22 protein-coding genes are annotated in these 21481 nt (G+C 66.0%); 9 read left to right on the top strand and 13 right to left on the bottom strand.

Features of this window, described 5'->3' with window-relative positions; genetic code table 11:
* The first annotated feature begins 58 nt into the window (after nucleotides 1-58).
* The 3 genes from glmU to FHS75_RS14325 all read left to right on the top strand — a co-directional run bounded on the left by glmU (nucleotide 59) and on the right by FHS75_RS14325 (nucleotide 5802).
* Nucleotides 59-1435, top strand: coding sequence for a bifunctional UDP-N-acetylglucosamine diphosphorylase/glucosamine-1-phosphate N-acetyltransferase GlmU (gene glmU, locus FHS75_RS14335; RefSeq protein ID WP_179408375.1), 1377 nt, complete (start codon nucleotides 59-61; stop codon nucleotides 1433-1435).
* Between the two features lie 114 nt (nucleotides 1436-1549).
* A complete protein-coding gene (glmS, locus tag FHS75_RS14330; RefSeq protein WP_179408374.1) occupies nucleotides 1550-3373 on the top strand; it encodes a glutamine--fructose-6-phosphate transaminase (isomerizing) in 1824 nt (607 codons plus the stop codon).
* Nucleotides 3374-3438: 65 nt separating this feature from the next.
* The gene (locus FHS75_RS14325; protein ID WP_179408373.1) at nucleotides 3439-5802 is read left to right on the top strand and encodes a putative bifunctional diguanylate cyclase/phosphodiesterase; all 2364 of its coding nucleotides are present in this window, start codon (nucleotides 3439-3441) and stop codon (nucleotides 5800-5802) included.
* Here FHS75_RS14325 and purQ read toward each other — a convergent pair whose 3' ends face one another.
* From purQ to FHS75_RS14295, 6 genes are all read right to left on the bottom strand, one after another.
* Nucleotides 5803-6483 (bottom strand): phosphoribosylformylglycinamidine synthase subunit PurQ, encoded by a 681-nt coding sequence (gene purQ, locus FHS75_RS14320; protein ID WP_179408372.1) that lies wholly within the window; start codon nucleotides 6481-6483, stop codon nucleotides 5803-5805.
* Nucleotides 6480-6731, bottom strand: coding sequence for a phosphoribosylformylglycinamidine synthase subunit PurS (gene purS / locus FHS75_RS14315; protein ID WP_179408371.1), 252 nt, complete (start codon nucleotides 6729-6731; stop codon nucleotides 6480-6482). Before purS ends, purQ begins: the two co-directional genes overlap by 4 nt.
* Before the next feature lie 101 nt (nucleotides 6732-6832).
* Nucleotides 6833-7201 carry a DUF2794 domain-containing protein gene (locus FHS75_RS14310; protein ID WP_179408370.1) on the bottom strand — a complete coding sequence of 123 codons (369 nt, stop codon included), beginning with the start codon at nucleotides 7199-7201 and terminating at the stop codon, nucleotides 6833-6835.
* Nucleotides 7202-7208: 7 nt separating this feature from the next.
* Nucleotides 7209-7910, bottom strand: coding sequence for a serine O-acetyltransferase EpsC (epsC, locus tag FHS75_RS14305; protein WP_179408369.1), 702 nt, complete (start codon nucleotides 7908-7910; stop codon nucleotides 7209-7211).
* 26 nt (nucleotides 7911-7936) lie between these two features.
* Entirely contained in the window at nucleotides 7937-8554 is a 618-nt protein-coding gene (locus FHS75_RS14300) for a P-loop NTPase family protein (protein ID WP_179408368.1), read from the bottom strand.
* 12 nt (nucleotides 8555-8566) lie between these two features.
* Nucleotides 8567-9847: a heavy-metal-associated domain-containing protein gene (locus FHS75_RS14295; RefSeq protein WP_229735622.1), complete on the bottom strand. Its 1281-nt coding sequence runs from the start codon at nucleotides 9845-9847 to the stop codon at nucleotides 8567-8569.
* Nucleotides 9848-9918: 71 nt separating this feature from the next.
* Here FHS75_RS14295 and purM point away from each other — a divergent pair, with 71 nt between their 5' ends.
* Together purM and purN are read left to right on the top strand one after the other, a co-directional pair.
* Nucleotides 9919-11022 carry a phosphoribosylformylglycinamidine cyclo-ligase gene (purM, locus tag FHS75_RS14290; RefSeq protein WP_179408367.1) on the top strand — a complete coding sequence of 368 codons (1104 nt, stop codon included), beginning with the start codon at nucleotides 9919-9921 and terminating at the stop codon, nucleotides 11020-11022.
* Nucleotides 11015-11998 (top strand): phosphoribosylglycinamide formyltransferase, encoded by a 984-nt coding sequence (purN, locus tag FHS75_RS14285; RefSeq protein WP_268234547.1) that lies wholly within the window; start codon nucleotides 11015-11017, stop codon nucleotides 11996-11998. Before purM ends, purN begins: the two co-directional genes overlap by 8 nt.
* A gap of 3 nt (nucleotides 11999-12001) precedes the next feature.
* Here the strand turns inward: purN and FHS75_RS14280 are convergent, their stop codons facing one another.
* The 6 genes from FHS75_RS14280 to FHS75_RS14255 form a co-directional block, all read right to left on the bottom strand.
* A complete protein-coding gene (locus FHS75_RS14280) occupies nucleotides 12002-12265 on the bottom strand; it encodes an HP1242/YdcH family protein (protein WP_179408366.1) in 264 nt (87 codons plus the stop codon).
* A 68-nt stretch (nucleotides 12266-12333) separates the two neighbouring features.
* Nucleotides 12334-12744, bottom strand: coding sequence for a VOC family protein (locus tag FHS75_RS14275; protein WP_179408365.1), 411 nt, complete (start codon nucleotides 12742-12744; stop codon nucleotides 12334-12336).
* The gene (gene ndk / locus FHS75_RS14270; protein WP_179408364.1) at nucleotides 12737-13159 is read right to left on the bottom strand and encodes a nucleoside-diphosphate kinase; all 423 of its coding nucleotides are present in this window, start codon (nucleotides 13157-13159) and stop codon (nucleotides 12737-12739) included. The genes FHS75_RS14275 and ndk overlap by 8 nt, the downstream gene beginning before the upstream one ends.
* 86 nt (nucleotides 13160-13245) lie before the next feature.
* Nucleotides 13246-13683, bottom strand: a complete 438-nt coding sequence (locus tag FHS75_RS14265; protein WP_179408363.1) for a DNA polymerase III subunit chi — start codon at nucleotides 13681-13683, stop codon at nucleotides 13246-13248.
* Nucleotides 13684-13687: 4 nt separating this feature from the next.
* Nucleotides 13688-13831, bottom strand: a complete 144-nt coding sequence (locus FHS75_RS14260) for a DUF2256 domain-containing protein (protein WP_179408362.1) — start codon at nucleotides 13829-13831, stop codon at nucleotides 13688-13690.
* Nucleotides 13832-13837: 6 nt separating this feature from the next.
* Nucleotides 13838-15301, bottom strand: coding sequence for a leucyl aminopeptidase (locus tag FHS75_RS14255; protein WP_179408361.1), 1464 nt, complete (start codon nucleotides 15299-15301; stop codon nucleotides 13838-13840).
* An 87-nt stretch (nucleotides 15302-15388) separates the two neighbouring features.
* On the opposite strand from FHS75_RS14255, the gene FHS75_RS14250 reads away from it, so the two are divergent.
* The 4 genes from FHS75_RS14250 (at nucleotide 15389) to rsmA (ending at nucleotide 20996) form a co-directional block, all read left to right on the top strand.
* Nucleotides 15389-17656 (top strand): LPS-assembly protein LptD, encoded by a 2268-nt coding sequence (locus FHS75_RS14250; protein ID WP_179408360.1) that lies wholly within the window; start codon nucleotides 15389-15391, stop codon nucleotides 17654-17656.
* 178 nt (nucleotides 17657-17834) lie between these two features.
* Complete coding sequence (locus tag FHS75_RS14245; RefSeq protein WP_244959096.1) at nucleotides 17835-19172, top strand: peptidylprolyl isomerase; 1338 nt, start codon at nucleotides 17835-17837, stop codon at nucleotides 19170-19172.
* Between the two features lies 1 nt (nucleotide 19173).
* A complete protein-coding gene (gene pdxA / locus FHS75_RS14240; RefSeq protein WP_179408358.1) occupies nucleotides 19174-20181 on the top strand; it encodes a 4-hydroxythreonine-4-phosphate dehydrogenase PdxA in 1008 nt (335 codons plus the stop codon).
* Complete coding sequence (rsmA, locus tag FHS75_RS14235) at nucleotides 20178-20996, top strand: 16S rRNA (adenine(1518)-N(6)/adenine(1519)-N(6))-dimethyltransferase RsmA (RefSeq protein WP_229735621.1); 819 nt, start codon at nucleotides 20178-20180, stop codon at nucleotides 20994-20996. The genes pdxA and rsmA overlap by 4 nt, the downstream gene beginning before the upstream one ends.
* On the opposite strand, the gene FHS75_RS14230 is transcribed toward rsmA, so the two are convergent.
* Nucleotides 20993-21481 carry a PilZ domain-containing protein gene (locus FHS75_RS14230; protein WP_179408356.1) on the bottom strand — a complete coding sequence of 163 codons (489 nt, stop codon included), beginning with the start codon at nucleotides 21479-21481 and terminating at the stop codon, nucleotides 20993-20995. The genes rsmA and FHS75_RS14230 overlap by 4 nt on opposite strands.

Raw genomic sequence — 21481 nt, 5'->3', positions numbered from 1 at the left:
CCCGGCCTGATGGCGAGACCTTCTGGAAACCGCAAGAATTAGCTGGCACACGAACCCCATGACCGAGCCCGAACAGTCCCGCCCGCCGCTTGCCGTCGTGATCCTTGCCGCCGGCAAGGGTACGCGCATGAAGAGCGACCTGCACAAGGTGCTCCACCCGATCGCCGGTCGCCCGATGATCGAGCACCTCATGGCGAGCGCCGCCGGGCTCTCACCGGAACGCACCGTCGTCGTCGCCGGCCATGGCCGGGAGCAGTTGGAAGCCGCGATGGCCGATCGCGCGACGATAGCCTTGCAGGAACCGCAACTCGGCACCGGGCATGCGGTGCAGCAGGCCGAGGAAACGCTGGCGGGTTTCGACGGCGATGTCCTCGTGCTTTACGGCGACGTGCCATTCGTTTCGACGCGGACGATGCGTGCGATGATCGAGAGGCTTCATGCGACCGACGAGCCGGGAGCCGTCGTGCTGGCCTTCGAGCCCGACGATCCGTTGCAGTATGGCCGCGTCATCGCGATGCAGGGCCGCATCCTGAAGATGGTCGAGCACAAGGACGCAACCGAGGAGGAACGCGCCTCGCGGCTGTGCAATTCAGGGCTGCTGGCGGCACGCGCGCAGGACCTCTTCGCGTTGCTGGCGCGCGTCGGGAATGACAATGCGCAAGGCGAGTACTACCTCCCCGATATCGTCAACCTCGCCATCGGGGACGGCAGGACCTGCGCCGTCGTGGTGACCGACGATCCCGACGAGGTAGCAGGCATCAACAGCCGCGCCGAACTCGCTGCGGCCGAAGCGCGCTGGCAGGAAGATCGCCGCGAGCGGGCGATGTCCGAAGGCGCCACGCTCGTAGCCCCCGAAACCGTCTGGTTTTCGTGGGACACGCAAATCGGCCGCGACGTCACGATCGAACCGAACGTGTTCTTCGGCCCTGACGTGTCCGTTGCCGACGGCGTCACGATCCGCGCATTCTGCCATGTCGAGGGCGCGCGCCTGGAGGCGGGCGTCGAGATCGGCCCCTACGCGCGGCTACGCCCCGGCTCGATCCTCGAGGAGAAATCCAAGGTCGGCAATTTCGTCGAGATGAAGAAGACCGTGCTCGGCCCGGGTGCGAAGGCCAATCACCTCACCTACCTCGGCGATGCCGAAGTCGGTGCGGGGGCGAACGTGGGCGCAGGGACGATCACGTGCAACTACGACGGTTATTTCAAGCACAAGACGCAGATCGGCGAACGGGCCTTCATCGGCTCGAACAGCGCCCTGATCGCCCCGGTCCGGATAGGCGCCGACGCCATCGTGGCGGCGGGCAGCGCGGTATCCCGCGACGTTGCCGCCGGCGAACTGCGCCTCGTGCGGGCCGAACAGCTCGTGAAACCGGGCTGGGCGGATCGCTTTCACGATGCGATGAAGAAAAAGAAGAAGGCCGAGAAGAAGGCCTGACACAAAGCGCTGGCGCGGCTGTATCCGCCGCCACGCTTGTCGGAAAATAAACGAATCGGTGCCATCCCCGCATCGACCCGTTAACCGCTTTCATTCAGCAGGGATCGAACGTTCATGTGCGGAATCATAGGCATTGTCGGCAAGGAAGAAGTATCCGATCGGCTGGTCGATGGCCTGCGCCGCATGGAATATCGCGGGTACGACAGCGCCGGCATCTGCACTGTCGAAGCCGGTGAACTTGTACGCAGGCGCGCGGAAGGCAAGCTTGCCAACCTCGTCAAGGAACTCGCATCGCACCCCGCGCCGGGGACAGTCGGCATCGCGCACACGCGCTGGGCGACTCATGGCGCTCCGACCGCTGCAAACGCCCACCCGCATGCAACGGACGAAGTCGCACTCGTACACAACGGCATCATCGAGAATTTCCGCCAGCTTCGCGAGGAGCTGAAGGCGGCCGGGCGAACCTTCGAAAGCGAAACCGACAGCGAGGTCGTCGCGCACCTCGTTTCTGACGCCATCGAAAAAGGCGCCTCACCAGAGGACGCGGTGAAGGCCGCGCTGCCCCGGCTACGTGGCGCGTTCGCGCTGGCGATCGCCTTTCGCGCGCATCCAGACATGCTCATCGGTGCACGCCTCGGCTCGCCGCTGGTCATCGGCTACGGTGACGGAGAGACCTATCTCGGGTCCGACGCACTGGCGCTGGCGCCACTCACCCAGAGGATCAGCTATCTCGAGGAAGGCGACTGGGTCGTCGTCACCCGCGAAGGGGCGCAGATCTACGATTCGAACAACAATCCCGTGGATCGGGAGGTCACCACCTCGGGGGCGTCCGCCGCCGCCATCGAGAAGGGCAATTACCGGCACTTCATGCAGAAGGAGATCTTCGAGCAGCCGACCGTCGTTGCCCAGACGCTCAACAGCTACATCCGGCAGGTCGACCAGTCGGTCGCGCTGCCGCAGATCGACTACGACCTGTCCCAGATCAATCGCGTTACGATCGTCGCGTGCGGCACCAGCTACTATGCGGGTCTCGTGGCGAAATACTGGTTCGAGCAATTCGCCCGGCTGCCCGTCGACATCGATGTCGCCAGCGAGTTCCGCTATCGCGATCCCGTGCTCGAACCCGGCGGCCTTGCGCTGTTCATCTCGCAGTCGGGCGAGACCGCCGACACTCTGGCAGCGCTGCGTCATTGCCGGGCCGAAGGGCAGACCATCGCGGTCGTCGTCAACGTTCCGACAAGCTCGATGGCGCGCGAGGCCGATCTGCTGCTGCCCACGCACGCCGGACCCGAGATCGGCGTCGCGTCGACCAAGGCGTTCACCTGCCAGCTTGCGGTTCTCGCCGCACTCGCCGCCAACCTCGCGGTCCTGCGTGGCCGGCTCGGTCGCGAGGAAGAGGCCGAAATCGTTCGCCACCTGATCGAGGCGCCCGCCTGCCTCAATGCCGCTCTCGATTACGACGAGGCCATTTCGGAAATGGCGCACCTGATCGCGCCGGCGCGCGACGTGCTCTACCTCGGGCGCGGCCCCGACTATCCGCTTGCGCTGGAAGGTGCGCTGAAACTCAAGGAAATCAGCTATATACATGCCGAGGGCTATGCATCGGGAGAGATGAAGCACGGCCCGATCGCGCTAATCGACGATGCTGTCCCTGTGATCGTAATCGCGCCGTCCGGCCCGCTGTTCGAGAAGACGGTGAGCAACATGCAGGAAGTGAGCGCCCGCGGCGGCAAGATCGTGCTGATTTCGGACGCGGAAGGCATCGCCGATGCGGGCGAAGGCTGTATCGCGACAATCGAGATGCCCAGGGTGCACCCCCTCATCGCGCCGATCGTTTACGCCGTACCGGTGCAATTGCTCGCGTATCACGTCGCCTGCGTCAAAGGTACGGACGTCGACCAGCCCCGGAACCTGGCCAAGAGCGTCACGGTCGAATAGCCGGCAAGCCGATTGAATCGCGAAGATTTTACGGGCTGCTAACCTGTTGCTGCGATAGCGGGCCGGTGAACAGGGACACCGCCGCCTCCTCCAGCCTTCCGAAGGATCTTCCGGTCCTTGCGGTTCTAGGGCTTTCCGACCCCGCCGAAGGCGACTGGGCACGGCTGCGCGGACTCCAGTATTCCAGTCTTGCCACGGCCACCCTGGCGCGAATCATCATTCACTCGGTTGCCGCGCTTGCGACTTTCGCTCTGTTCTTCGGACATGTCGCGGCGACCGCGCTCGTGGCCTGGTCGGCCGCGCTCATGGGGTCGTTGTACTACGGCATGCGGATCGACGTCTCTCTCGTCGATGCGGACAGGCGCCGCATGACCAGCGAGGAAGTGAATCGCCAGACCTTCAGCTCGATCGTCAAGGCGCTCGTCTGGGTAGTTCCGGCGGCGTTTTTCACCCGCTTCGTCGGGGTCGAGACCGAACTGAAGTTGTGGACGGTCATGGCGATGCTGATGACGGCATCGGCGATCCTGCTGCCGGCGGTTCCCCTCGGAACGCTGATGTTCACGGCGATTGCCGGCGGCTCGATGATCGTGGGCTTCCTCCTCAACGGCAGCTACGATGTCGCGCTGGTCTCGCTCGCCTTTGTCTTCACGGTCGGAATCGGCGCGATCGAAGGTGCAAGGCGCTATCTGCGCACCAAGATCGCCGAAGCCGGGATGATCGAGAAGAACGAGGTCGTATCGCTGCTGCTGCGCGAGTTCGAGGAAGGCGCGGCCGACTGGCTGTGGCAGATCGATACGTCGCGCAGGGTCCGGTCGGTCAGCCCCCGTTTCGCCTATGCGCTGGGCCAGGAGCCCCGCTCGATCGAAGGCAAGCCATTCATCCAGCTCGTTGCCGGACCTGCCTGGGACACGGGTCAGTTCCCGTCGAGCCTCCACGACCTCGCGGAGCGGCTAAAGCGACGGGAAAGCTTCTCGAACCTGCTGGTGCGCGTCACGATCAATGGCGAACAACGCTGGTGGGAGCTTTCGGGCACTCCCAAACTCGACGAGAACGGGGTGTTCGACGGTTTTCGCGGTGTCGGCTCGGACGTGACCGAGCAGCGCGAAAGCTCCGACAAGATCGCGCACATGGCGCGCTACGACACGCTGACCGGCCTGCCCAACCGCATGATGCTGACCGAGGCACTGGGCGATGCGCTCAGCTATGCCGAGCAGTGGCGCACGCGCTGTGCCTTCCTGATGATCGACCTCGATCGCTTCAAGGCGGTCAACGATACTCTCGGCCATCTCGTCGGCGACCAGCTGCTGGCACGGGTCTCGGAACGCCTGAAGGAACAGCTCAGCCGCAACGAGCTTTGCGGGCGGCTTGGCGGCGACGAGTTTGCCATCGTCGTCCGCGACGCTTCCGACATGGACCGCGTCAATCGTATCGCCGAGCGAGTGATCGAACGCCTTTCGCAGCCCTACGATGTCGATCATCACACGCTGTTCGTCGGTGCCAGCATCGGTTCGGCAGTCGGCCCGCGCGACGGCTCGACGGTGGAAACGCTGATGCGCAACGCCGACCTTGCGCTCTATCGGTCCAAGGACGAAGGCGGCGGCCAGCACTACACCTACGAGCCGGCCCTGCACGCCCATGCCGAGGAGCGACGCAGGCTGGAGTTTTCCCTTCGCCGTGCGCTCGAACGCAACGAATTCAGCCTGAACTTCCAGCCCGTCGTCGATGCCGAAAGCGAAGCCATCGTCAGTTTCGAGGCGCTGCTGCGCTGGAACAGCGAAGAACACGGGTTCGTCAGCCCGGCCAAGTTCATCCCGCTGTCCGAAGATACGCGGCTCATCGTCCCCATCGGCGAGTGGGTCCTTCGCGAGGCCTGCAAGGAAGCCGCGCGCTGGCCAGGTCATGTCCGCGTAGCCGTCAACGTTTCGGGAGAGCAGCTTCTGGAGCCGAATTTCGCCGCGAGCGTGGTCGGTGCGCTTTCCATGAGCCGCCTGCAAGCCAGCAGGCTGGAACTCGAAGTCACCGAGAGCATCTTCGTGCGCGACGCGGCCCAGGCGCGTGCGGCGCTCGAACAGGTCATGGCGCTGGGCTGCGGCGTGGCGCTGGACGATTTCGGGACCGGCTACTCGTCGCTGGGATACCTGCGCAAGCTGCGCTTTTCCAACATCAAGGTGGACCGCAGCTTCGTTCAGGGCGCGGCGACCGGCAATCCGGAAAGCCTGGCAATCATTCGTGCCGTGGTCGCGATGGCGGACAGCCTCGAGATGTCGACGACGGCCGAGGGCGTAGAGGACGAGCGCGAGCTTGCGACGGTTCGCTCGCTCGGCTGCAAGAAAGTCCAGGGCTACTACTTTGGCCGCCCGATGCCCGCGCCCGACGCCCGCAGGCTGTTCGACGAACGCCAGCGGCGCAAAGAAGCGAACGCCGCCTGATCAGGCGCCGACGAGGCCCTTCACCGCGCTTTCGAACAGAATCCGGCCATCCGAACCGCCCTGCGCGTCTTCGATCGCACGTTCGGGGTGAGGCATCATGCCAAGAACATTGCCTGCTTCGCCAAGGACGCCGGCGATGGATCGCGCGGAACCGTTGACGTTGTCCAGATAGCGGAACGCCACCCTGCCCTCGCCCTCGATCCGGTCGAGCGTTCCATCGTCGGCGAAATAATTGCCGTCATGGTGCGCGACTGGGATGACGATTTCGTCGCCCGCGCCGAAGCCGGACGTGAAAAGCGATTGCGAGTTTTCGACCTTGAGGCGTGCATCGCGACAAACGAACGTGATCGCGGCATTGCGCATCAGCGCTCCGGGCAGCAGTCCGGCCTCGGTCAGGACCTGGAAACCGTTGCACACGCCAAGTACGGGAACGCCACGTCCGGCAGCCTCGACCACCGCGCGCATGATGGGAGAGCGCGCCGCCATCGCGCCCGACCGCAGGTAATCGCCGTAGGAAAAGCCGCCCGGCAGGGCGATGAAATCGAGGCGCTCGGGAAGCTGTGCGTCGCCGTGCCAGACGCGGATCGGCGCTGCGCCGGACGCCGCTTCCAGCGCGACCGCCATGTCGCGGTCGCAATTCGAACCCGGGAAGGTTACGACCGCCGCACGAAAGCCGCTCATGCGCTCGCTTCCGCGGCCGGGACCTTCTCGATCCGGTAGTTCTCGATCACCATGTTGGCGAGGAGCTTGCGACACATCTCGTCGAGCGCCTCGTCGCTTGTCGCGTCATCGACATCGAGCTCGATCAGCCGCCCGGCCCGAACATCGCGCACGCCCGAGAAGCCCAGTCCTTCGAGCGAGTGGTGGATCGCACGACCCTGCGGGTCGAGAACTCCGGGCTTTAGGCTGACGTGTACGCGGACCTTCATCGCGGCTTACCTTTCGAGGGGTATCAGGGAAGCGATCGGGGTGAATCGCTCGCCCGCCTATGGCCTCATGCAGCGGCCCGCCGCAAGGGTGTTCGCAGGCATCAGCCCTCGACAACCTTCAGCAGGCGGCGTTCGAGCGGAAAGAGCACGGCGGCCAGATCGTTCCCTCGCTTCAGGACCTGGCCCGCTTCGCCGAACAGGGTCCACTGTCCCTGCCGGTTGCGCAGTTCGGGACGTTTCTCGATCCGCGCCTGCGGGCGCTCGGCAGCGCGGCGAAAGGCGCAGAAGCTGGCGTTGTCCTTGCCGAAATCGATGGCATAATCACGCCAGTACCCGGCTGCGACCATGCGACCGTATAGATTCAGGATACGCTGCAGTTCGTCGCGATCGAAGCCAACCTGACTAGCCTTGCCGCCCGGAAAGGCGATGATCGTGGCGCCGGATTTTGCCCCTGCAATACCTGACTTCATCGAGATATCAGCTTCCCCCTGCAGCCCTGTCACCGGCATCGACATCGCTTTCCACGGCGGAAAGCGCATCGAGCCGCTGGCGAAGCGAAGCGACTTCGCGCTCCAGTTCCTCGACCCGCGTCAGGCCGGACGGCTCGCACGGTTCCTGGCAGGGCGTACCGTAGGGAATGAACTCCTTGAGCCAGTCTTCCGCAGGGACTAGCGTGGAGCGCGCCTTGAGCCCGATCATGGTCGCTCCGTCGGGTACGTCCTCGGTCACCACCGCATTGGCGCCGACCCGCGCGCGATGGCCGACAGTCACGGGGCCGAGGATCTGCGCTCCTGATCCAACGATGACGTTGTCGAGCAAGGTTGGATGACGCTTTCCGGCCTTGCCGTTGGTCGGGTTGGTACCGCCCAGCGTGACGCACTGGTAGATCGTGACATTGTCGCCGATCACCGCCGTCTCGCCAATGACGGTGAAACCGTGGTCGACGAAGAAATTCCTGCCGATCTGAGCGCCGGGATGAATGTCGATGGCGGTCAGGAAACGGGACAGGTGGTTGATTGCGCGCGCAAGGAAGTAAAGGCGCATCCGGAACAGGCGATGGGCGACACGGTGCCAGAAAAGCGCCCACACGCCGGGGTACAAAAGGACTTCCCAACGCGAGCGCGGGGCCGGATCGCGCTCGACGATTGAGTCCAGATACCGCAAAATCCCAGAGGCCATCGTACGATAATCCCATCAAAAACCGCTCAAAGCAAGCGCGGCTGGCTGCTGCCCCCTACCTCGTCGAGCGCATCGCGCCAGATCGAAAGCGTCGGTGCCTGCTTGCGCTCGAGGCTGAGCCTGTCGATTGCGGACACCAGTTTTTCCGCGCCCATGTGGCTACGGTTGCAGCGCGGCACAAGGTATGCGGTCGCGGTCCCGTCCAGCACGAAGCCGCGCATCTCGGCATGAAGCGCGATAAGCTCGGCCAGCATGGCATCGTCGGGCGCGCCGATCTCGAGCTGCATCGCAGCGCCCAGCCGGGATGCCAGATCGGGAAGCCGGACGGTCCAGCCTTCCTCCTTCGCTCCGCTCGTCAGCAGCAGCGGCACCCCGGTTTCCTGCGCGCGGTTCCAGCGATGGAAAAGCTCTGCCTCGTCCATGCTGTCGGCATCGTCGATTGCATCGCCCTTGCCCGACTGTTCGAACCAGCGTGCAAGAAGCGATTTGCCCGAGCGCGGCGGTCCGGCGACTATCGCGGTACCGAAGGGCCAGCTCGCGGCATGTTCGAGAGCATCGAGCACGGCGGCATTGGAATTGCCGACGACGATGCGCGAGGGCGTCAGCCCCTCTTCGGGTCGCAGGGGAAGCGGGATCTGGCGCACTGGCGCGCCGGCCTAGCGGCTGATCCGAAGCGCGCCCGAACCAACGGTGACCTGCCAGCCGCGTGCCCGCAGAGCCGCCGCAAGCGAATCGAGATCGCCCGCCACCGTCACGCGCATCACCGAGGTTCCGCCGATGGCGATGCTCGTCGTGGCGGCTCCCTGCACGCCGGGCACCGAGCGAACCGCGCCCAGCGCAGCATCGACCGACCGCGCATCGGGCGAGGCGAACTGGACGGTATAGGTCGCGACGGACGTTTCGGGCGTTGGCGCCTCTGTGGTCTGCTGCGGCGTGTTTGTCGTGACGGTCGGTTGCTCCGGCGCGGTTTCCTGCGGGATCTGGGCCCTGATGGCGGCAAGAGCGGCCTGGAACGCCTCCTGTTCGGCCATCAGCGTCGGGTCCGGTTTCAGCAGGCCCTGCGCCAGCGCGCGCCGGTAGATACCGTCCAGGCGGACCAGCGCCCGGTTCAGCATTTCGGGGATCGCATCGCTGTCGTTCGCAGTCAGCGTGAAGCTTTGGAGGAACTTGTTGTCGGGGCCATACCGCGCGGTGAAGGTTCCGCGCACCGGTCCACCCGGCCATTGCCGCTCCAGCCGGGCGACGGGAATGAGGATATCGGCGGCACCGAACTGGTCGAGCACGTTGCGCCACCAGATGCGGCTCCGACGCCCCGGCTGGCCTGCCGTGAGGATGAGCGATTCGCCGCCCGAGCCGGTCGGACGCACATAGTCGACAGGGCTCGCCGCCGTCTGGAAGTTGGCCCAGGCGCGCTGCCAGGGACCGCGCACCTCGAACACCTGGCGCACCCCGCCCGAATAGAGCACCGGGATGACGAGCATCGGCGCGGATCGCGAGACGGGACTACCGTCCGCGCGGGCGATGTATTGCCCCGCCTTTGCGCGATCGAAAATCACGCCGAGGCGCGCCACGTAGCGTTTGGGGCCGATCTGTTCGCGCTCGATAACGATGGCCGAAACCATCGAATCGATGGCGTCGTCGCTCATCGGCGGTCCGTTGATCTTTTCCCACGCCTTCTTCTGCGCCAGTTCCCATGCTTCTGCGCGCGCTTCCTCGCCACTGTCGGCGCTGACGTTCACTTCGATCCCGCCGACCTGGATGTCGGTCGAACTCGCGATCGGAGGGATGCCGCGTTCGCCCTCGATCTGGGCGATAAGCCGATCCGGCCCGATGGCGAACAGCGCGACGGCCAGCGCCGCACCGAGTGCGCAGAAGAGCTGCGCGGCGGGACCGGGGCGGAATTCCCGCCAGCGAATGGTGGAGAGTGTCGAAATCATTATCCTGAACCGAGGGCCTTTTGCCCAATGGCAAGTGGAAATCCAAGCCGTAAAGCGGTAGGCGCATCGCGATGTCCGACGATAACTCCCCGCAAAGCTACAGCTACGAGCAGGCAGGCGTTTCGATCGCCGCCGGAAACGCCCTTGTTAAGGCGATTGCACCGCTCGCGAAATCGACCTCGCGCCCGGGAGCGGACGCCGACCTCGGAGGGTTCGGGGGGTTCTTCGATCCGAAAGCTGCGGGATACAGGGATCCGCTGCTGGTTGCGGCGAACGATGGCGTGGGCACCAAGGTCAAGCTCGCCATCGACCACGATCGCCACGACGCCATCGGGATCGATCTCGTCGCGATGTGCGTGAACGATCTTGTCGTGCAAGGCGCAGAGCCGCTCTTCTTCCTGGACTACTTCGCGACCGGCAAGCTCGACGGGGGCGTGGCGGAGCGAGTCGTCGCCGGGATAGCCGAAGGCTGCAAGCTTGCCGGCTGCGCGCTCATCGGAGGCGAGACGGCGGAGATGCCCGGCATGTATGCCGACGGCGACTACGATCTCGCCGGATTCTGCGTGGGGGCGGTCGAACGCGGCGAGCAACTGACGGGCGACCGTGTCGCCGATGGCGATGTCCTCCTCGGGCTGGCCTCGTCGGGCGTCCATTCGAACGGCTATTCGCTGGTCAGGCGCCTCGCAGCGGACAAGGGCTGGAAGCTCGACCGGCCGGCGCTGTTCGACCAGGACACATTGCTGATCGACGCGCTGATCGCGCCGACGCGGATATACGTCAAAAGCCTCCTTCCGGTAATACGCAGCGACCGCATCCATGCGCTTGCCCACATAACCGGCGGCGGGCTGCTCGAGAACGTTCCGCGCGTCCTGCCCGAGGGATTGCACGCGCGGATCGATGCGGGGTCATGGCTTCAGCGACGGCTCATGTCCTTCCTGCAGGCGCAGGGCAACATCGAGCCGGCGGAAATGGCGCGCACCTTCAACTGCGGCATCGGAATGGTGCTCGCCGTGGCGGCGGGAGATGTCGAGGGCGTCGTGCGCGACCTCGAAGCGGCAGGCGAGACGGTTCACGTGATCGGGGCGATCGGCAAGGGCCAGCGCGGTTGCACCGTGCAGGGTTCCGCCGAGGTGTGGAGCGCGCGCGAGACCTGGGAAGCGGTGCATCTTGCCTGACACCGAAGCGGGGGCCGGTTCGCGCGCGAAGGTTGCCGTGCTCATTTCCGGCAGCGGCACCAACATGGCGGCGCTGCTCTACGCCAGCCGTGCGCAGGATTGCCCCTACGAGATAGTGCTTGTCGCTTCCAACCGGGAGGAGGCGGGCGGCCTCGCCCTCGCCCGTGCCGAAGGCATTCCGACCTTCGCCCTTTCTCACGGGGGCATGGACCGCGCAGAACACGACGAGCGAATGGATGCGGCGATCCGCGAAAGCGGTGCGGGATATGTCGCGCTGGCAGGATACATGCGGATTCTCACGCCGGCGTTTGTCGAGGCCTGGGAAGGCCGGATGCTCAACATCCACCCCTCGCTCTTGCCCAGATACAAGGGCCTCCATACCCACGAACAGGCGATAGCCAACGGCGATTCCCACGCGGGATGCTCGGTCCATCTCGTGACGCCGGAGCTAGACGACGGCCCGATCCTGGGCCAGACGAAGGTCGCGGTGATCCAGGGGGATAGTCCGGTCACGCTTGCGAACCGCGTTCTCATCGCCGAGCACCAGCTCTATTCGCGCTGCCTGGCGCGGCACGTGTCGCGCGGTGCCGACCCGGACTGGCTGCTCGAACAGGTGCGCGAGCGCGCACACGCCTTGCCCGAGGCCGAGGAACGGGCATCGCATGGCGCACCCGGCTGGCGGACCGGCGGCAAGAGCGGCAAGTATTTCGCCTACTTTTCGGACCGCCACCACGGCGAGCCGCACATCGCGCTGCTTCTGAAAACGAGCGGGCCGGACGAGATGGCGGCGCTGATCGAGCAGGCTCCCGAAACCTACTTCCGCCCGGCTTACTACGGTGCGAGCGGATGGGTCGGCTTGGTGCTCAACCGGCCCGGCATCGACTGGGACCACGTTTCCGGATGGCTCCGGCGGAGCTGGCGGACGGTCGCGCCGAAGCGGCTGACGAAGCTGCTCGATGCAGCCGACGCGTTCTGAGCGTCAATTGTCCTGAACGACCACGCGGCGGTTTTCCGCGATCATTCCGCCGATACTATCCAGGAGCGACAGGCGCTCTTTCTTCAGGACTTCGGCCCGCTCGTCGGAAGATGCTTCCACGCCCGCTTCGATCCGGTGAATCTCCCGGTTGAGCACATGGTAACGCTCGGCAAGCGACGCGAAGTGGGGGTCGGAAACCTTCAGGCGATGCAGCACTTCGGCGTCGTTGGGAAATTCTTCGGAGAGTTCGTGGGGCGTGTGGGACATCGCGGGTTCCTTTCGTGCTGCTGTCAAGCCAGTCTAGGATGCGACGAGCGGCCTTGCGTTGCGCCAAATCAACCCACGACCGCAACGCCCTCGGGATACCACGTGAATTCGGCGCGCAGGCCGTCGGGATCGGGCAGGAAGAGCGCAACGGCCCCGTCGAGGTCCTGGATCGTGGGCACCTCGATACCCGCCGCCATCAGCGATTCGCGCAGCGCGTGGACGGCTTGCGCGCTCGGCATCGAAAATCCCCAGTGATTGAGGCCCGCACCGCGCCGCTCGTAGGGCGCAGCGCCGGGATCGGCGGGAAGAAACTGCAGCCAGAAGCCGCGTCCGTCCGTCCAGATGCCCGGTTTGGTCTTCGCGAACCCGACGAGCGGGAGCAGCGCTCCATAGTGGCGCTCGCTCGCCGCCCGGTCGGTGTAGAGGATCGTCAGGTGGTCGAGCGCGGGGCGCGCGACCGGCCCGCCTTCGTCAGCCAACGATTTCGGCTTCGTCGAAGAAGTAATCGATCTCGATCTTGGCGTTCTCGTCGCTGTCCGAACCGTGGACCGAATTGGCCTCGATCGATTCGGCGTAGCTCTTGCGGATCGTGCCTTCGGCGGCATCGGCGGGATTGGTCGCACCCATGACGTCGCGGTTGCGCTTCACCGCGTCCTCGCCTTCGAGCACCTGCACGACGACGGGGCCGGAGATCATGAACGAGACGAGGTCGTTGAAGAAGGGTCGTTCTTTGTGGACCGCGTAGAAGCCTTCGGCCTGCTCCCTTGTCATCTGGATACGCTTCGATGCGACGACGCGCAGGCCTGCGTCCTCCAGCATCTTGGTCACTGCGCCGGTCAGGTTGCGGCGGGTGGCGTCGGGCTTGATGATCGAAAAGGTGCGGGTAAGCGCCATGGCGTTCGTCCTTGCGATGTCTGGATCGGGATTATCGGGATTTCGGCGCGCCCCTAGCCGGGTTCGCGCATTGTCGCAAGCTGGCTTCAGGGTCCCTCGACCCAGCGCCCGCCCTCCTGCTTCCAGAAATGCCGTTCTACTCCATCGCGCTGCCCGAGCATGCGCCAGCAATCGCGCGCGGCCTGCAGGGTCGCGTCGTCGAAGAGGAAGAACGTGCGCTCGAACGGCGGCTCGCCGTCGCGCCATGCCCCGTCGACGATCGCCATGAAGCGCGCGCCGTTCGCCGGCGCTGCTTCCGGCGCCAGAAGTATCGGCTGGCGATCGTCGTGCTCGCCGCCCGCGCGCCCGTTGGCGAGGAAAGTCTCCGGCAGGCGCGACCAAAGTTCCTTGCCGATGCGGTCGAGCTGGCCCTCGTCGGAGGACACGACGAGCAGGCGTTCGCCGCTGCCGAGCGATGCACGCGCGATCAGCGGCAAAGCCGCTTCGGCGGAATCGCGGCTCAGCTGATAGAAATCGACGCGCATCGCGCTAGGCCTTCGAACGGCGGCAACGTTCGGAACAGTACTTCACGCTGTCCCAGTCCCGCTCCCACTTCTTGCGCCAGGCGAACGGCAGGCCGCAGGCGACGCAGGTCTTGACCGGAAGGTCCGACTTGCGCCGCATCCGGCCCATCGGCGATCAGCCTTCGAGGCTGTCGCGCACGAAGCGGTCGAGAAGGCGCACGCCGAAACCGGTCGCTCCCTTGTCCCAGGTGGCCCCCGGCTTGTCTGCCCAGACCATGCCCGCGATGTCGAGATGCGCCCAGGGAATGTCGTTCTCGACAAAGCGCTTGAGGAACTGCGCCGCCGTGATCGACCCGCCCGAACGCGGTCCCACGTTCTTCATGTCGGCGATCTGGCTTTCGAGCATCTTGTCGTAGCCGGGGCCGACCGGAAAGCGCCAGATCTTGTCACCGCTGGCCTCGCCCGCCGCCGTCAGGCGAGCGGCAAGATCGTCGCTGCTCGAGAACAGGCCTGCATACTCGTGCGCGAGCGAGACGATGATCGCGCCGGTCAGCGTCGCCAGGTCGACGATCTGCTTCGGCGCGTATTCGCGCTGCGTCCAGGTCATCGCGTCGCACAGGACCAGACGCCCCTCGGCGTCCGTGTTGATGACCTCGATCGTCTGGCCCGACATCGAGGTAACGACGTCGCCGGGACGCTGCGCGTTGCCGTCGGGCATGTTCTCGACAAGGCCGCAGACGCCGATGACGTTGGCCTTCGCCTTGCGGCGGGCAAGTGCGAGCATCGTGCCGGCAACCGCGCCGGCCCCGCCCATGTCCCACTTCATGTCCTCCATGCCGGCCGCACCCTTGATCGAGATTCCGCCCGAATCGAAAGTCACGCCCTTGCCGACGAAAGCGGTCGGCTTCTCGCCGGCTTCGCCGCCGCGCCATTCCATCGCGAGCAGCCGGGGACGCAGTGCAGACCCCTGCGCAACGCCAAGCAGCGCGCCCATGCCAAGCTTCTGCATTTCGCCTGCATCGAGCACGCGGATCGAGACGCCGGTTCCGGCAAGCCGGTTTACGCAGCGTTCCACGAAGCTTTCGGGAAAGATCGCGTTGGCAGGTTCGGTCACGAGCTCGCGCGTGAACTCGACTCCTTCGGCCACGGCGGCTTCTGCCTCCCACTGCGCCTCCGTCCCGTCGGGCGCGCCAAGGACGTCGATCCGTTCGAGCGAGCGCTTTTTCTCGTCGGCGAGCCTGGTGCGGTAGACGTCCCAGCGCCAAGCTCGCAGCCTTGCGCCCAGCAGCAGCGCTGCCGCGTCGTCCGCCGAGAGACCCGACCCGGTCAGATTGACCGCAATCGCCTTTTCGCCCGACGCAAGGTACTTCGCCGCGATCGCCGCACCGGCTTTCTCGACCGAAGCCCGCCGATCGTCCGCGGATGGCTTGCCCATCCCGGCGAGCGCCACGCGAACGACTTCTCCGCCGCGTTCCGCAAAGCCTTCGAACAGCTGACCCGGCTTGCCCGAAAAGCGTGCAGCCTTCGCTCCCTCGGCCAGCACAGGTTCCAGATCCGCGGGAACGCCCTCCTGGTTCACGACGTGTGCAACGATGCGCGGGCCGGGGCTTGCAGGCGCGTCGAGGAACTGGATCTGCATGAATTCTCCTGGAGATGGTGCCGAATTGAGGCGGGTCTGCGTTCGGGCTGCATTGCAGTTAAGCGCCGCCGGTGCGATAGGCAACCCATGCGCCCCGTCCTGCGGTCCCTGCGGCAAGCCCCTGTTTCCAGCTTGCAATTCGTTCTTCCCGCGGCGGTGGCGGCAGGAATTTTCGTTGTATTCCAGCCGTCTGTCGCCATGGCGCAGGATCTTCCGGCCCAAGCCTCCGCCGTGGTCGAGGAGCAGGCCGAAGAGGAAATCGCGTTCGAGGCCGATGCCGTCGAATACGCTTCCGATACCGACACCGTCACCGCCGGCGGGGACGTCGTGTTGCGGCGCGGCGACCAGTCGGTCCGCGCCGACAGCGTGACCTGGAACCGCGTCTCCGGAGAGATCGTCGCGCTCGGCAACGTTCGCCTCGTCGACGAGGACGGCAACCAGTTCTTCAGCGACCGGGTAGAACTCACCGAGGAACTGCGCACCGGCGCGGTCGAGAACCTGCTGCTGGCCTTGCGCGAGGGCGGGCGGCTGGCGGCGGTTACCGGCGAGCGCAATGCCGCGGGCGAAGTCATCCTCAACCGCGCGGCCTACACCGCCTGCGAGGTCGAGACCGAAGACGGATGTCCCAAGTCGCCCAGCTGGCGTATCACCGCCAAAAGGGTGGTCTACGACCCCGACGACAAGGTCGTTCGCTTTCGCGGCGCCAAGCTCGAACTGTTCGGCGCGCTCACCTTGCCGCTGCCCGGACTGTCGGTCACGACCGACGGTCGCGCGACGTCGGGCTTTCTTATTCCGGACCTGCGGTTCAGCCCTTCGAACGGCGCGGAGATCAGCGAATCCTATTACGCCCGACTGGCTCCAAACCGGGACCTGACGGCGACGGCCTACGTCTATACCGAGGCGCCGCCGATGGCCTCGTTCCAGTATCGCGCGCTGACCGACACGGGGGCTTACCAGATCACCGGCTACGCGACCGAGAGCCGGCGTATCCCGATCTTCGGAGCGACGCCCGGCGCGGAGCGGGACCTGCGCGGCTACGTCTTCGCCAACGGCCGGTTCCAGCTCGACGAACGCTGGAGCGTTACAGGGTCGCTGCGCCGGTCGACCGACCGCACGTTCCTTCGCCGCTACGATCTCAGCCGCGACGATCGCCTTCGCTCCACCATCGACGTCGAGCGGATCAGCAGCAACAGCTACTTCTCGCTCGCCGGGTGGGCGACGCAGACGATGCGCGTGGGCGAGGACCAGGGGCAGGTGCCGGTCGCGCTGCCGGTCGTCGATTTCCGTTACCGGATGCCGGATCCCGTCATGGGCGGCAACGTCGAGCTGCAGGCCAATTCGCTGGCGATCCTGCGCACCGAGGGGCAGGACACGCAACGCGCTTTCGTCCGCGCGCAGTGGGACATGCGCCGCCTAACCTCGATGGGGCAGGAAGTCACGCTGACTGCGATGGTGCGCGGCGACGTCTACCATTCGGACGAGAACGCGCTGACCGACACGGTGATCTATCGCGGCAACCCGGGGTGGGAGACACGCGGCGTTGCGCTGGCCGCGCTCGACGTCAAATGGCCGCTGGTCGGGAGCGCGTTCGGCGGAACGCAAGTCCTCACTCCGCGCTTCCAGCTCGTCGCCAGTCCCGAGATCAGGAACCTCAACGTCCCGAACGAAGACGCGCGCGCAGTCGACCTGGAAGACAGCAACCTCTTCGCGCTCAACCGCTTCCCGGGCTACGACCGCGTAGAGGAAGGCGTGCGCTTCACCTACGGCGTGGACTGGCAGTTCGAGCGGCCGCGCTGGCGCATCAAGACGACCGTCGGTCAATCGGTCCGCCTCTCGCGCCAGCCCACGCTCCTCCCGGACGGCACCGGCCTTTCGAACCGCGTATCCGACGTCGTCGGTCGCACCGAGGTTCGCTATCGCGACTTCATCAACCTCGTGCACCGGTTCCGGCTGGACAAGGACAGCTTCGCCATCCGTCGCAACGAGTTCGACGCGGTGATCGGCAGCCGCAAGACCTACGCGGAGATCGGCTACGTCCGCCTCAACCGCGATATCGCGGCCGGTATCGAGGATTTGCAGGATCGCGAGGAACTGCGCGCCGCCGGTCGCATCGCCTTCGCCAATTACTGGTCGGTATTCGGTTCCGCGATCGTCAACCTGACCGACCGCAGCGAGGATCCCTCCTTCGGGTCCGACGGCTTCCAGCCGCTGCGCAGCCGGCTCGGCATTGCCTATCAGGACGACTGCCTTGAAATCGCGGTGACCTGGCGGCGAGATTACGTGGCGACCGGCGATGCCGAGCGCGGCAACTCCTTCCAGATCCGTTTCGCGCTGCGCAACCTCGGCTTCCGCTAACTCGCTGGCGGGCGTTGGCAGGCAGGCGTAAAGCCGCTATCGCACGGCGCTCAGTTTGGGTTAAGCCGTTTTCCGCGAGGGATGGGCGACGGTTGAATGGGGTGCAAGGCGCCGGGATTTTCCCGCCGCCGTCCTGCTCCTCACCGCAGTCAGGATCGAAAACACGGTGCAGGTAAACTTGAAAACAGGCTTCATCAAACAGGCTTCGCTGGCGCTTGCCGCTTCGGCCACGGTAATTGCCGGCGCGCCCACGCTCGCGCGGAGTTCCTCGTCGGGCGCGTTCGAGATTCCCGAGGGCGTGCAGATCTTCGGCCAGAACGATCCCAATGTCCGCAAGGCCACTGCCGTCGTCAACGGCGACGTCATCACCGGCACCGACATCGATCACCGCCTAGCCCTGATCCTCGCTGCGAACGAGCAACAGCTCGGTGAGGAAGAGACCCGCCGCCTGAGGCTGCAGGTCCTGCGCAACCTGATCGACGAGACGCTGCAGATTCAGGAAGCGCGCGCTTCCGACATCGAAGTGACGCAGGAGGAGGTGGACCAGTCCTACGCCCGCGTCGCCGCGCAGAACTTCAACCAGAACATCGAGGCGATGGACGCATATCTCGAGCGGATCGGGTCATCGCCCGCCTCTCTCAAGCGACAGATTCGCGGAGAGCTGGCCTGGCAGACGCTGCTCCGCCGCAACGTCGCGCCGTTCATCAACATCTCCGAAGAGGAAGTGAACGAGATGCTCGAGCGGCTTCAGGCCGCCAAGGGCACCGACGAGTATCGCATCGGCGAAATCTACCTTTCCGCCACGCCGGAAACGCAGCAGCAGGTCGCCCAGAACGCTCGCCAGATCGTCGAACAGCTTCGCGGCGGCGGCAGCTTCGTGGCTTACGCGCGCCAGTATTCGCAGGCTTCCACCGCGTCGGTCGGCGGCGATCTCGGCTGGGTCCGGCTCGCGCAGCTTCCTGCCGAACTGGCGACCGCCGCGCGCGAGCTGACGCCCGGCCAGCTTGTCGGTCCGATCGAGGTGCCGGGCGGCTTCTCGATCGTCTACCTCATCGACCGCAGGCAGGTGCTGATGGCCGATCCGCGCGACGCGATCCTCTCGCTCAAGCAGATTTCGATCAACTTTCCGCCCGGCACCAATGAGGCGCAGGCGACGGGGCGCGCGCAGGAATTCGCACAGGCGATGCAGGATGCGCGCGGATGCGGCGCGGTTGACGATGTCGCCGCACAGCTCGGCGCTCAGGTCGTCACCAACGACCAGGTCCGCGCGCGAGACTTGCCGGGACCGCTGCAGCAGGCGGTGCTCGACCTTTCGCTTGGCGAAACCTCGCCGCCGTTCGGTTCGATCGAGGACGGCGTGCGTGTGCTCATGCTGTGCGGCCGCGACGATCCGCAATCGGACTCCGGACCGAGCTTCGACGATCTGATGAACCAGATGGAAGAGGACCGGATCAACAAGCGCGCGCAGCTTTACCTGCGCGACCTGCGGCGCGACGCGATCATCGAATACGACTGAGGTGGCGGTTCCCGCGCCGCTCGCCGTATCGCTTGGCGATCCTGCGGGGGTCGGCCCCGAATTGCTGGCCGAGGCGTGGACGCGGCGGTCACGGGATGCACTGCTGCCGTTCTTCGCGGTCGGGGGTGAGCGTATACTTGCCGCGGCGGCAGCTTCGCGCGGTATCGAGATTCCAGTCCGCCGAATCGCCAGCCCGGAGGAAGCGCGTGGAGTCTTCGGCGATGCCTTGCCGGTGCTGGGCGACGAGGATGCCGGGTATGCGGCCGGAAGGCCCGACGAGGACGGTGCGCGGCTGGCGCTTTCCTCGCTGACCCGAGCCGCGCGGCTGGCGGTATCGGGCGAAGCGGGCGGCCTCGTCACCGGCCCGATCGCCAAGGGACTCCTTGCCGAAGTCGGCTTCGTCCATCCCGGCCAGACAGAATTCGTCGCCGAAGCATGCGACGTCGCGCCGGAAGCCGCAGTGATGATGCTCGCCGGACCGCGCCTCAGGACCGTCCCGCTGACCGTGCATGAAGCGCTATCGAGTGTCCCGGCGCTCCTGAACACGAATCACATTGTCGAGCGGGCGCGAATCACCGAACGGGCGCTGCGCCGGGATTTCGGCATCGAGAGCCCTCGCCTCGCCGTTGCCGCGCTCAATCCGCACGCTGGCGAAGGCGGGCGGTTCGGCGACGAGGAAGCGCGGGTGATCATACCCGCCATCGAACGCCTGCGGTCCGAGGGTCTGGCCGTGACCGGGCCGCACCCGGCCGACGCGCTGTTCGCGCCGCACGAGCGCGAAAACTACGACGCGGCGCTGTGCATGTACCACGATCAGGCGCTGATACCGCTGAAGGCTCTCGACTTCGACGAGGGCGTCAACGTCACGCTCGGCCTGCCCATCGTGCGCACATCGCCCGACCATGGCACCGCCTTCGGCATCGCGGGTAAGGGGATCGCGAATCCGGGTGCGACGATCGCCGCGATCCGGCTTGCCGGGCAATGCGCCATGCGCCGGGCTGCGCCGTGACCCTGCCTCCCCTGCGCGACGTCATCGCGCGCCACGGCCTGTCGGCTTCGAAGGCGCTGGGCCAGAACTTCCTGTTCGACGAGCAGTTGCTCGATCGCATCGCCGCCATCCCCGGCGACCTCGACGACCGCGCCGTGCTCGAGATCGGTCCCGGCCCGGGCGGCCTTACCCGGGCGCTGCTGCGCGCCGGGGCGCGGGTCACGGCCATCGAGCGCGACGCCCGCTGCCTGCCCGCGCTTGCGGAGCTGGCGGATGCATTCCCCGACAGGCTGACCGTCGTCGAGGGAGACGCCCTCGCAATCGATCCTGCCGACCTGTTCGACGAGCCCTACGCCATCGTCGCGAACCTGCCCTACAACGTCGGTACCGCCCTGTTCACCGGGTGGCTTTCGGGCAAGGACTGGCCGCCGCGCTGGACATCGCTCACGCTCATGTTCCAGCAGGAAGTCGCACAGCGCATCGTGGCCGCGCCCGGCACGTCCGCCTACGGACGCCTTGCGGTGCTGGCCCAGTGGCGTTCGCGCGCGCGGCTTGCCATGAAAGTGCACCGCAGCGCCTTCACGCCGCCGCCCAAGGTCATGTCCGCCATTGTCCATGTCGAGCCTGCCGGAATGCCCGAAGGCGTGGATCCGCGCATGATCGAACGCGTGACCGAGGCTGCCTTCGGCCAGCGGCGCAAGATGCTGCGCCAGAGCATGAAGGGTCTGCCCGGCGCGGTCGCGGCGCTCGAAAGCCTCGGCATCGATTCACAGCGCCGGGCCGAAACGCTCGACATCGACGAGTTCGTCGCAATCGCCCGCACCTTGTCCAGCTAACGTCCGGAAAGTGCCTCGGTAACGGTCCCGAGGACCCCGAGCCCGCCACCTGTCGCATCGAGGGCGATCCACATTGCCCCGGCGGCAACAAGCGCGATGAACGCCGTCTGCGCCAGTTGCGAAAGCCCGCGCCCGCTTCCCGCAAGGATCGCGCCCCAGCCCGGCCCTCGCCGTTGGGCGCGCCGGCGCTGTTCCAGCGTGATGTCGCCCTTGTCTCCGGCCACGAGGCCGAGGACGCTGACCCGCTCGCGCAGGGCAACGCCGAAGCGGCGGCTGCTCGCCCACTTGACCTGCCCGATCAGCGAATGCCCGGCAGCGACGAGCTCGATGAATTCGCCCCGCTCGGGCGGCCTCGCGCTGGTTACAAGCAGGCCGCGCGTCGACACGTCGAGGATGCACGCGTCGCGCTCGTCGCCGGCGCCGCGCAGACGAACCTTGATCAGCGCTCTGGTACGATCCTCGACCCGAGGATTGCCTTGCGACAA

Origin of the sequence: Novosphingobium marinum (assembly GCF_013408095.1) — a bacterium.
Taxonomy (GTDB): Bacteria; Pseudomonadota; Alphaproteobacteria; order Sphingomonadales; family Sphingomonadaceae; genus Novosphingobium; species Novosphingobium marinum.
This window is presented reverse-complemented; position numbering and strand designations above follow the sequence as displayed.

Excerpts from the sequence above, each read along its gene's own strand:
- ndk (WP_179408364.1), bottom strand. The coding sequence starts at position 13,159 with ATGGCGCTTACCCGCACCTTTTCGATCATCAAGCCCGACGCCACCCGC.
- purQ (WP_179408372.1), bottom strand. The coding sequence starts at position 6,483 with ATGAGCGGCTTTCGTGCGGCGGTCGTAACCTTCCCGGGTTCGAATTGC.
- purM (WP_179408367.1), top strand. The coding sequence starts at position 9,919 with ATGTCCGACGATAACTCCCCGCAAAGCTACAGCTACGAGCAGGCAGGC.
- glmU (WP_179408375.1), top strand. The coding sequence starts at position 59 with ATGACCGAGCCCGAACAGTCCCGCCCGCCGCTTGCCGTCGTGATCCTT.
- purS (WP_179408371.1), bottom strand. The coding sequence starts at position 6,731 with ATGAAGGTCCGCGTACACGTCAGCCTAAAGCCCGGAGTTCTCGACCCG.
- epsC (WP_179408369.1), bottom strand. The coding sequence starts at position 7,910 with ATGGCCTCTGGGATTTTGCGGTATCTGGACTCAATCGTCGAGCGCGAT.
- FHS75_RS14280 (WP_179408366.1), bottom strand. The coding sequence starts at position 12,265 with ATGTCCCACACGCCCCACGAACTCTCCGAAGAATTTCCCAACGACGCC.
- glmS (WP_179408374.1), top strand. The coding sequence starts at position 1,550 with ATGTGCGGAATCATAGGCATTGTCGGCAAGGAAGAAGTATCCGATCGG.
- FHS75_RS14295 (WP_229735622.1), bottom strand. The coding sequence starts at position 9,847 with ATGATTTCGACACTCTCCACCATTCGCTGGCGGGAATTCCGCCCCGGT.
- FHS75_RS14310 (WP_179408370.1), bottom strand. The coding sequence starts at position 7,201 with ATGAAGTCAGGTATTGCAGGGGCAAAATCCGGCGCCACGATCATCGCC.
- FHS75_RS14265 (WP_179408363.1), bottom strand. The coding sequence starts at position 13,683 with ATGCGCGTCGATTTCTATCAGCTGAGCCGCGATTCCGCCGAAGCGGCT.
- FHS75_RS14250 (WP_179408360.1), top strand. The coding sequence starts at position 15,389 with ATGCGCCCCGTCCTGCGGTCCCTGCGGCAAGCCCCTGTTTCCAGCTTG.
- FHS75_RS14260 (WP_179408362.1), bottom strand. The coding sequence starts at position 13,831 with ATGGGCCGGATGCGGCGCAAGTCGGACCTTCCGGTCAAGACCTGCGTC.
- FHS75_RS14255 (WP_179408361.1), bottom strand. The coding sequence starts at position 15,301 with ATGCAGATCCAGTTCCTCGACGCGCCTGCAAGCCCCGGCCCGCGCATC.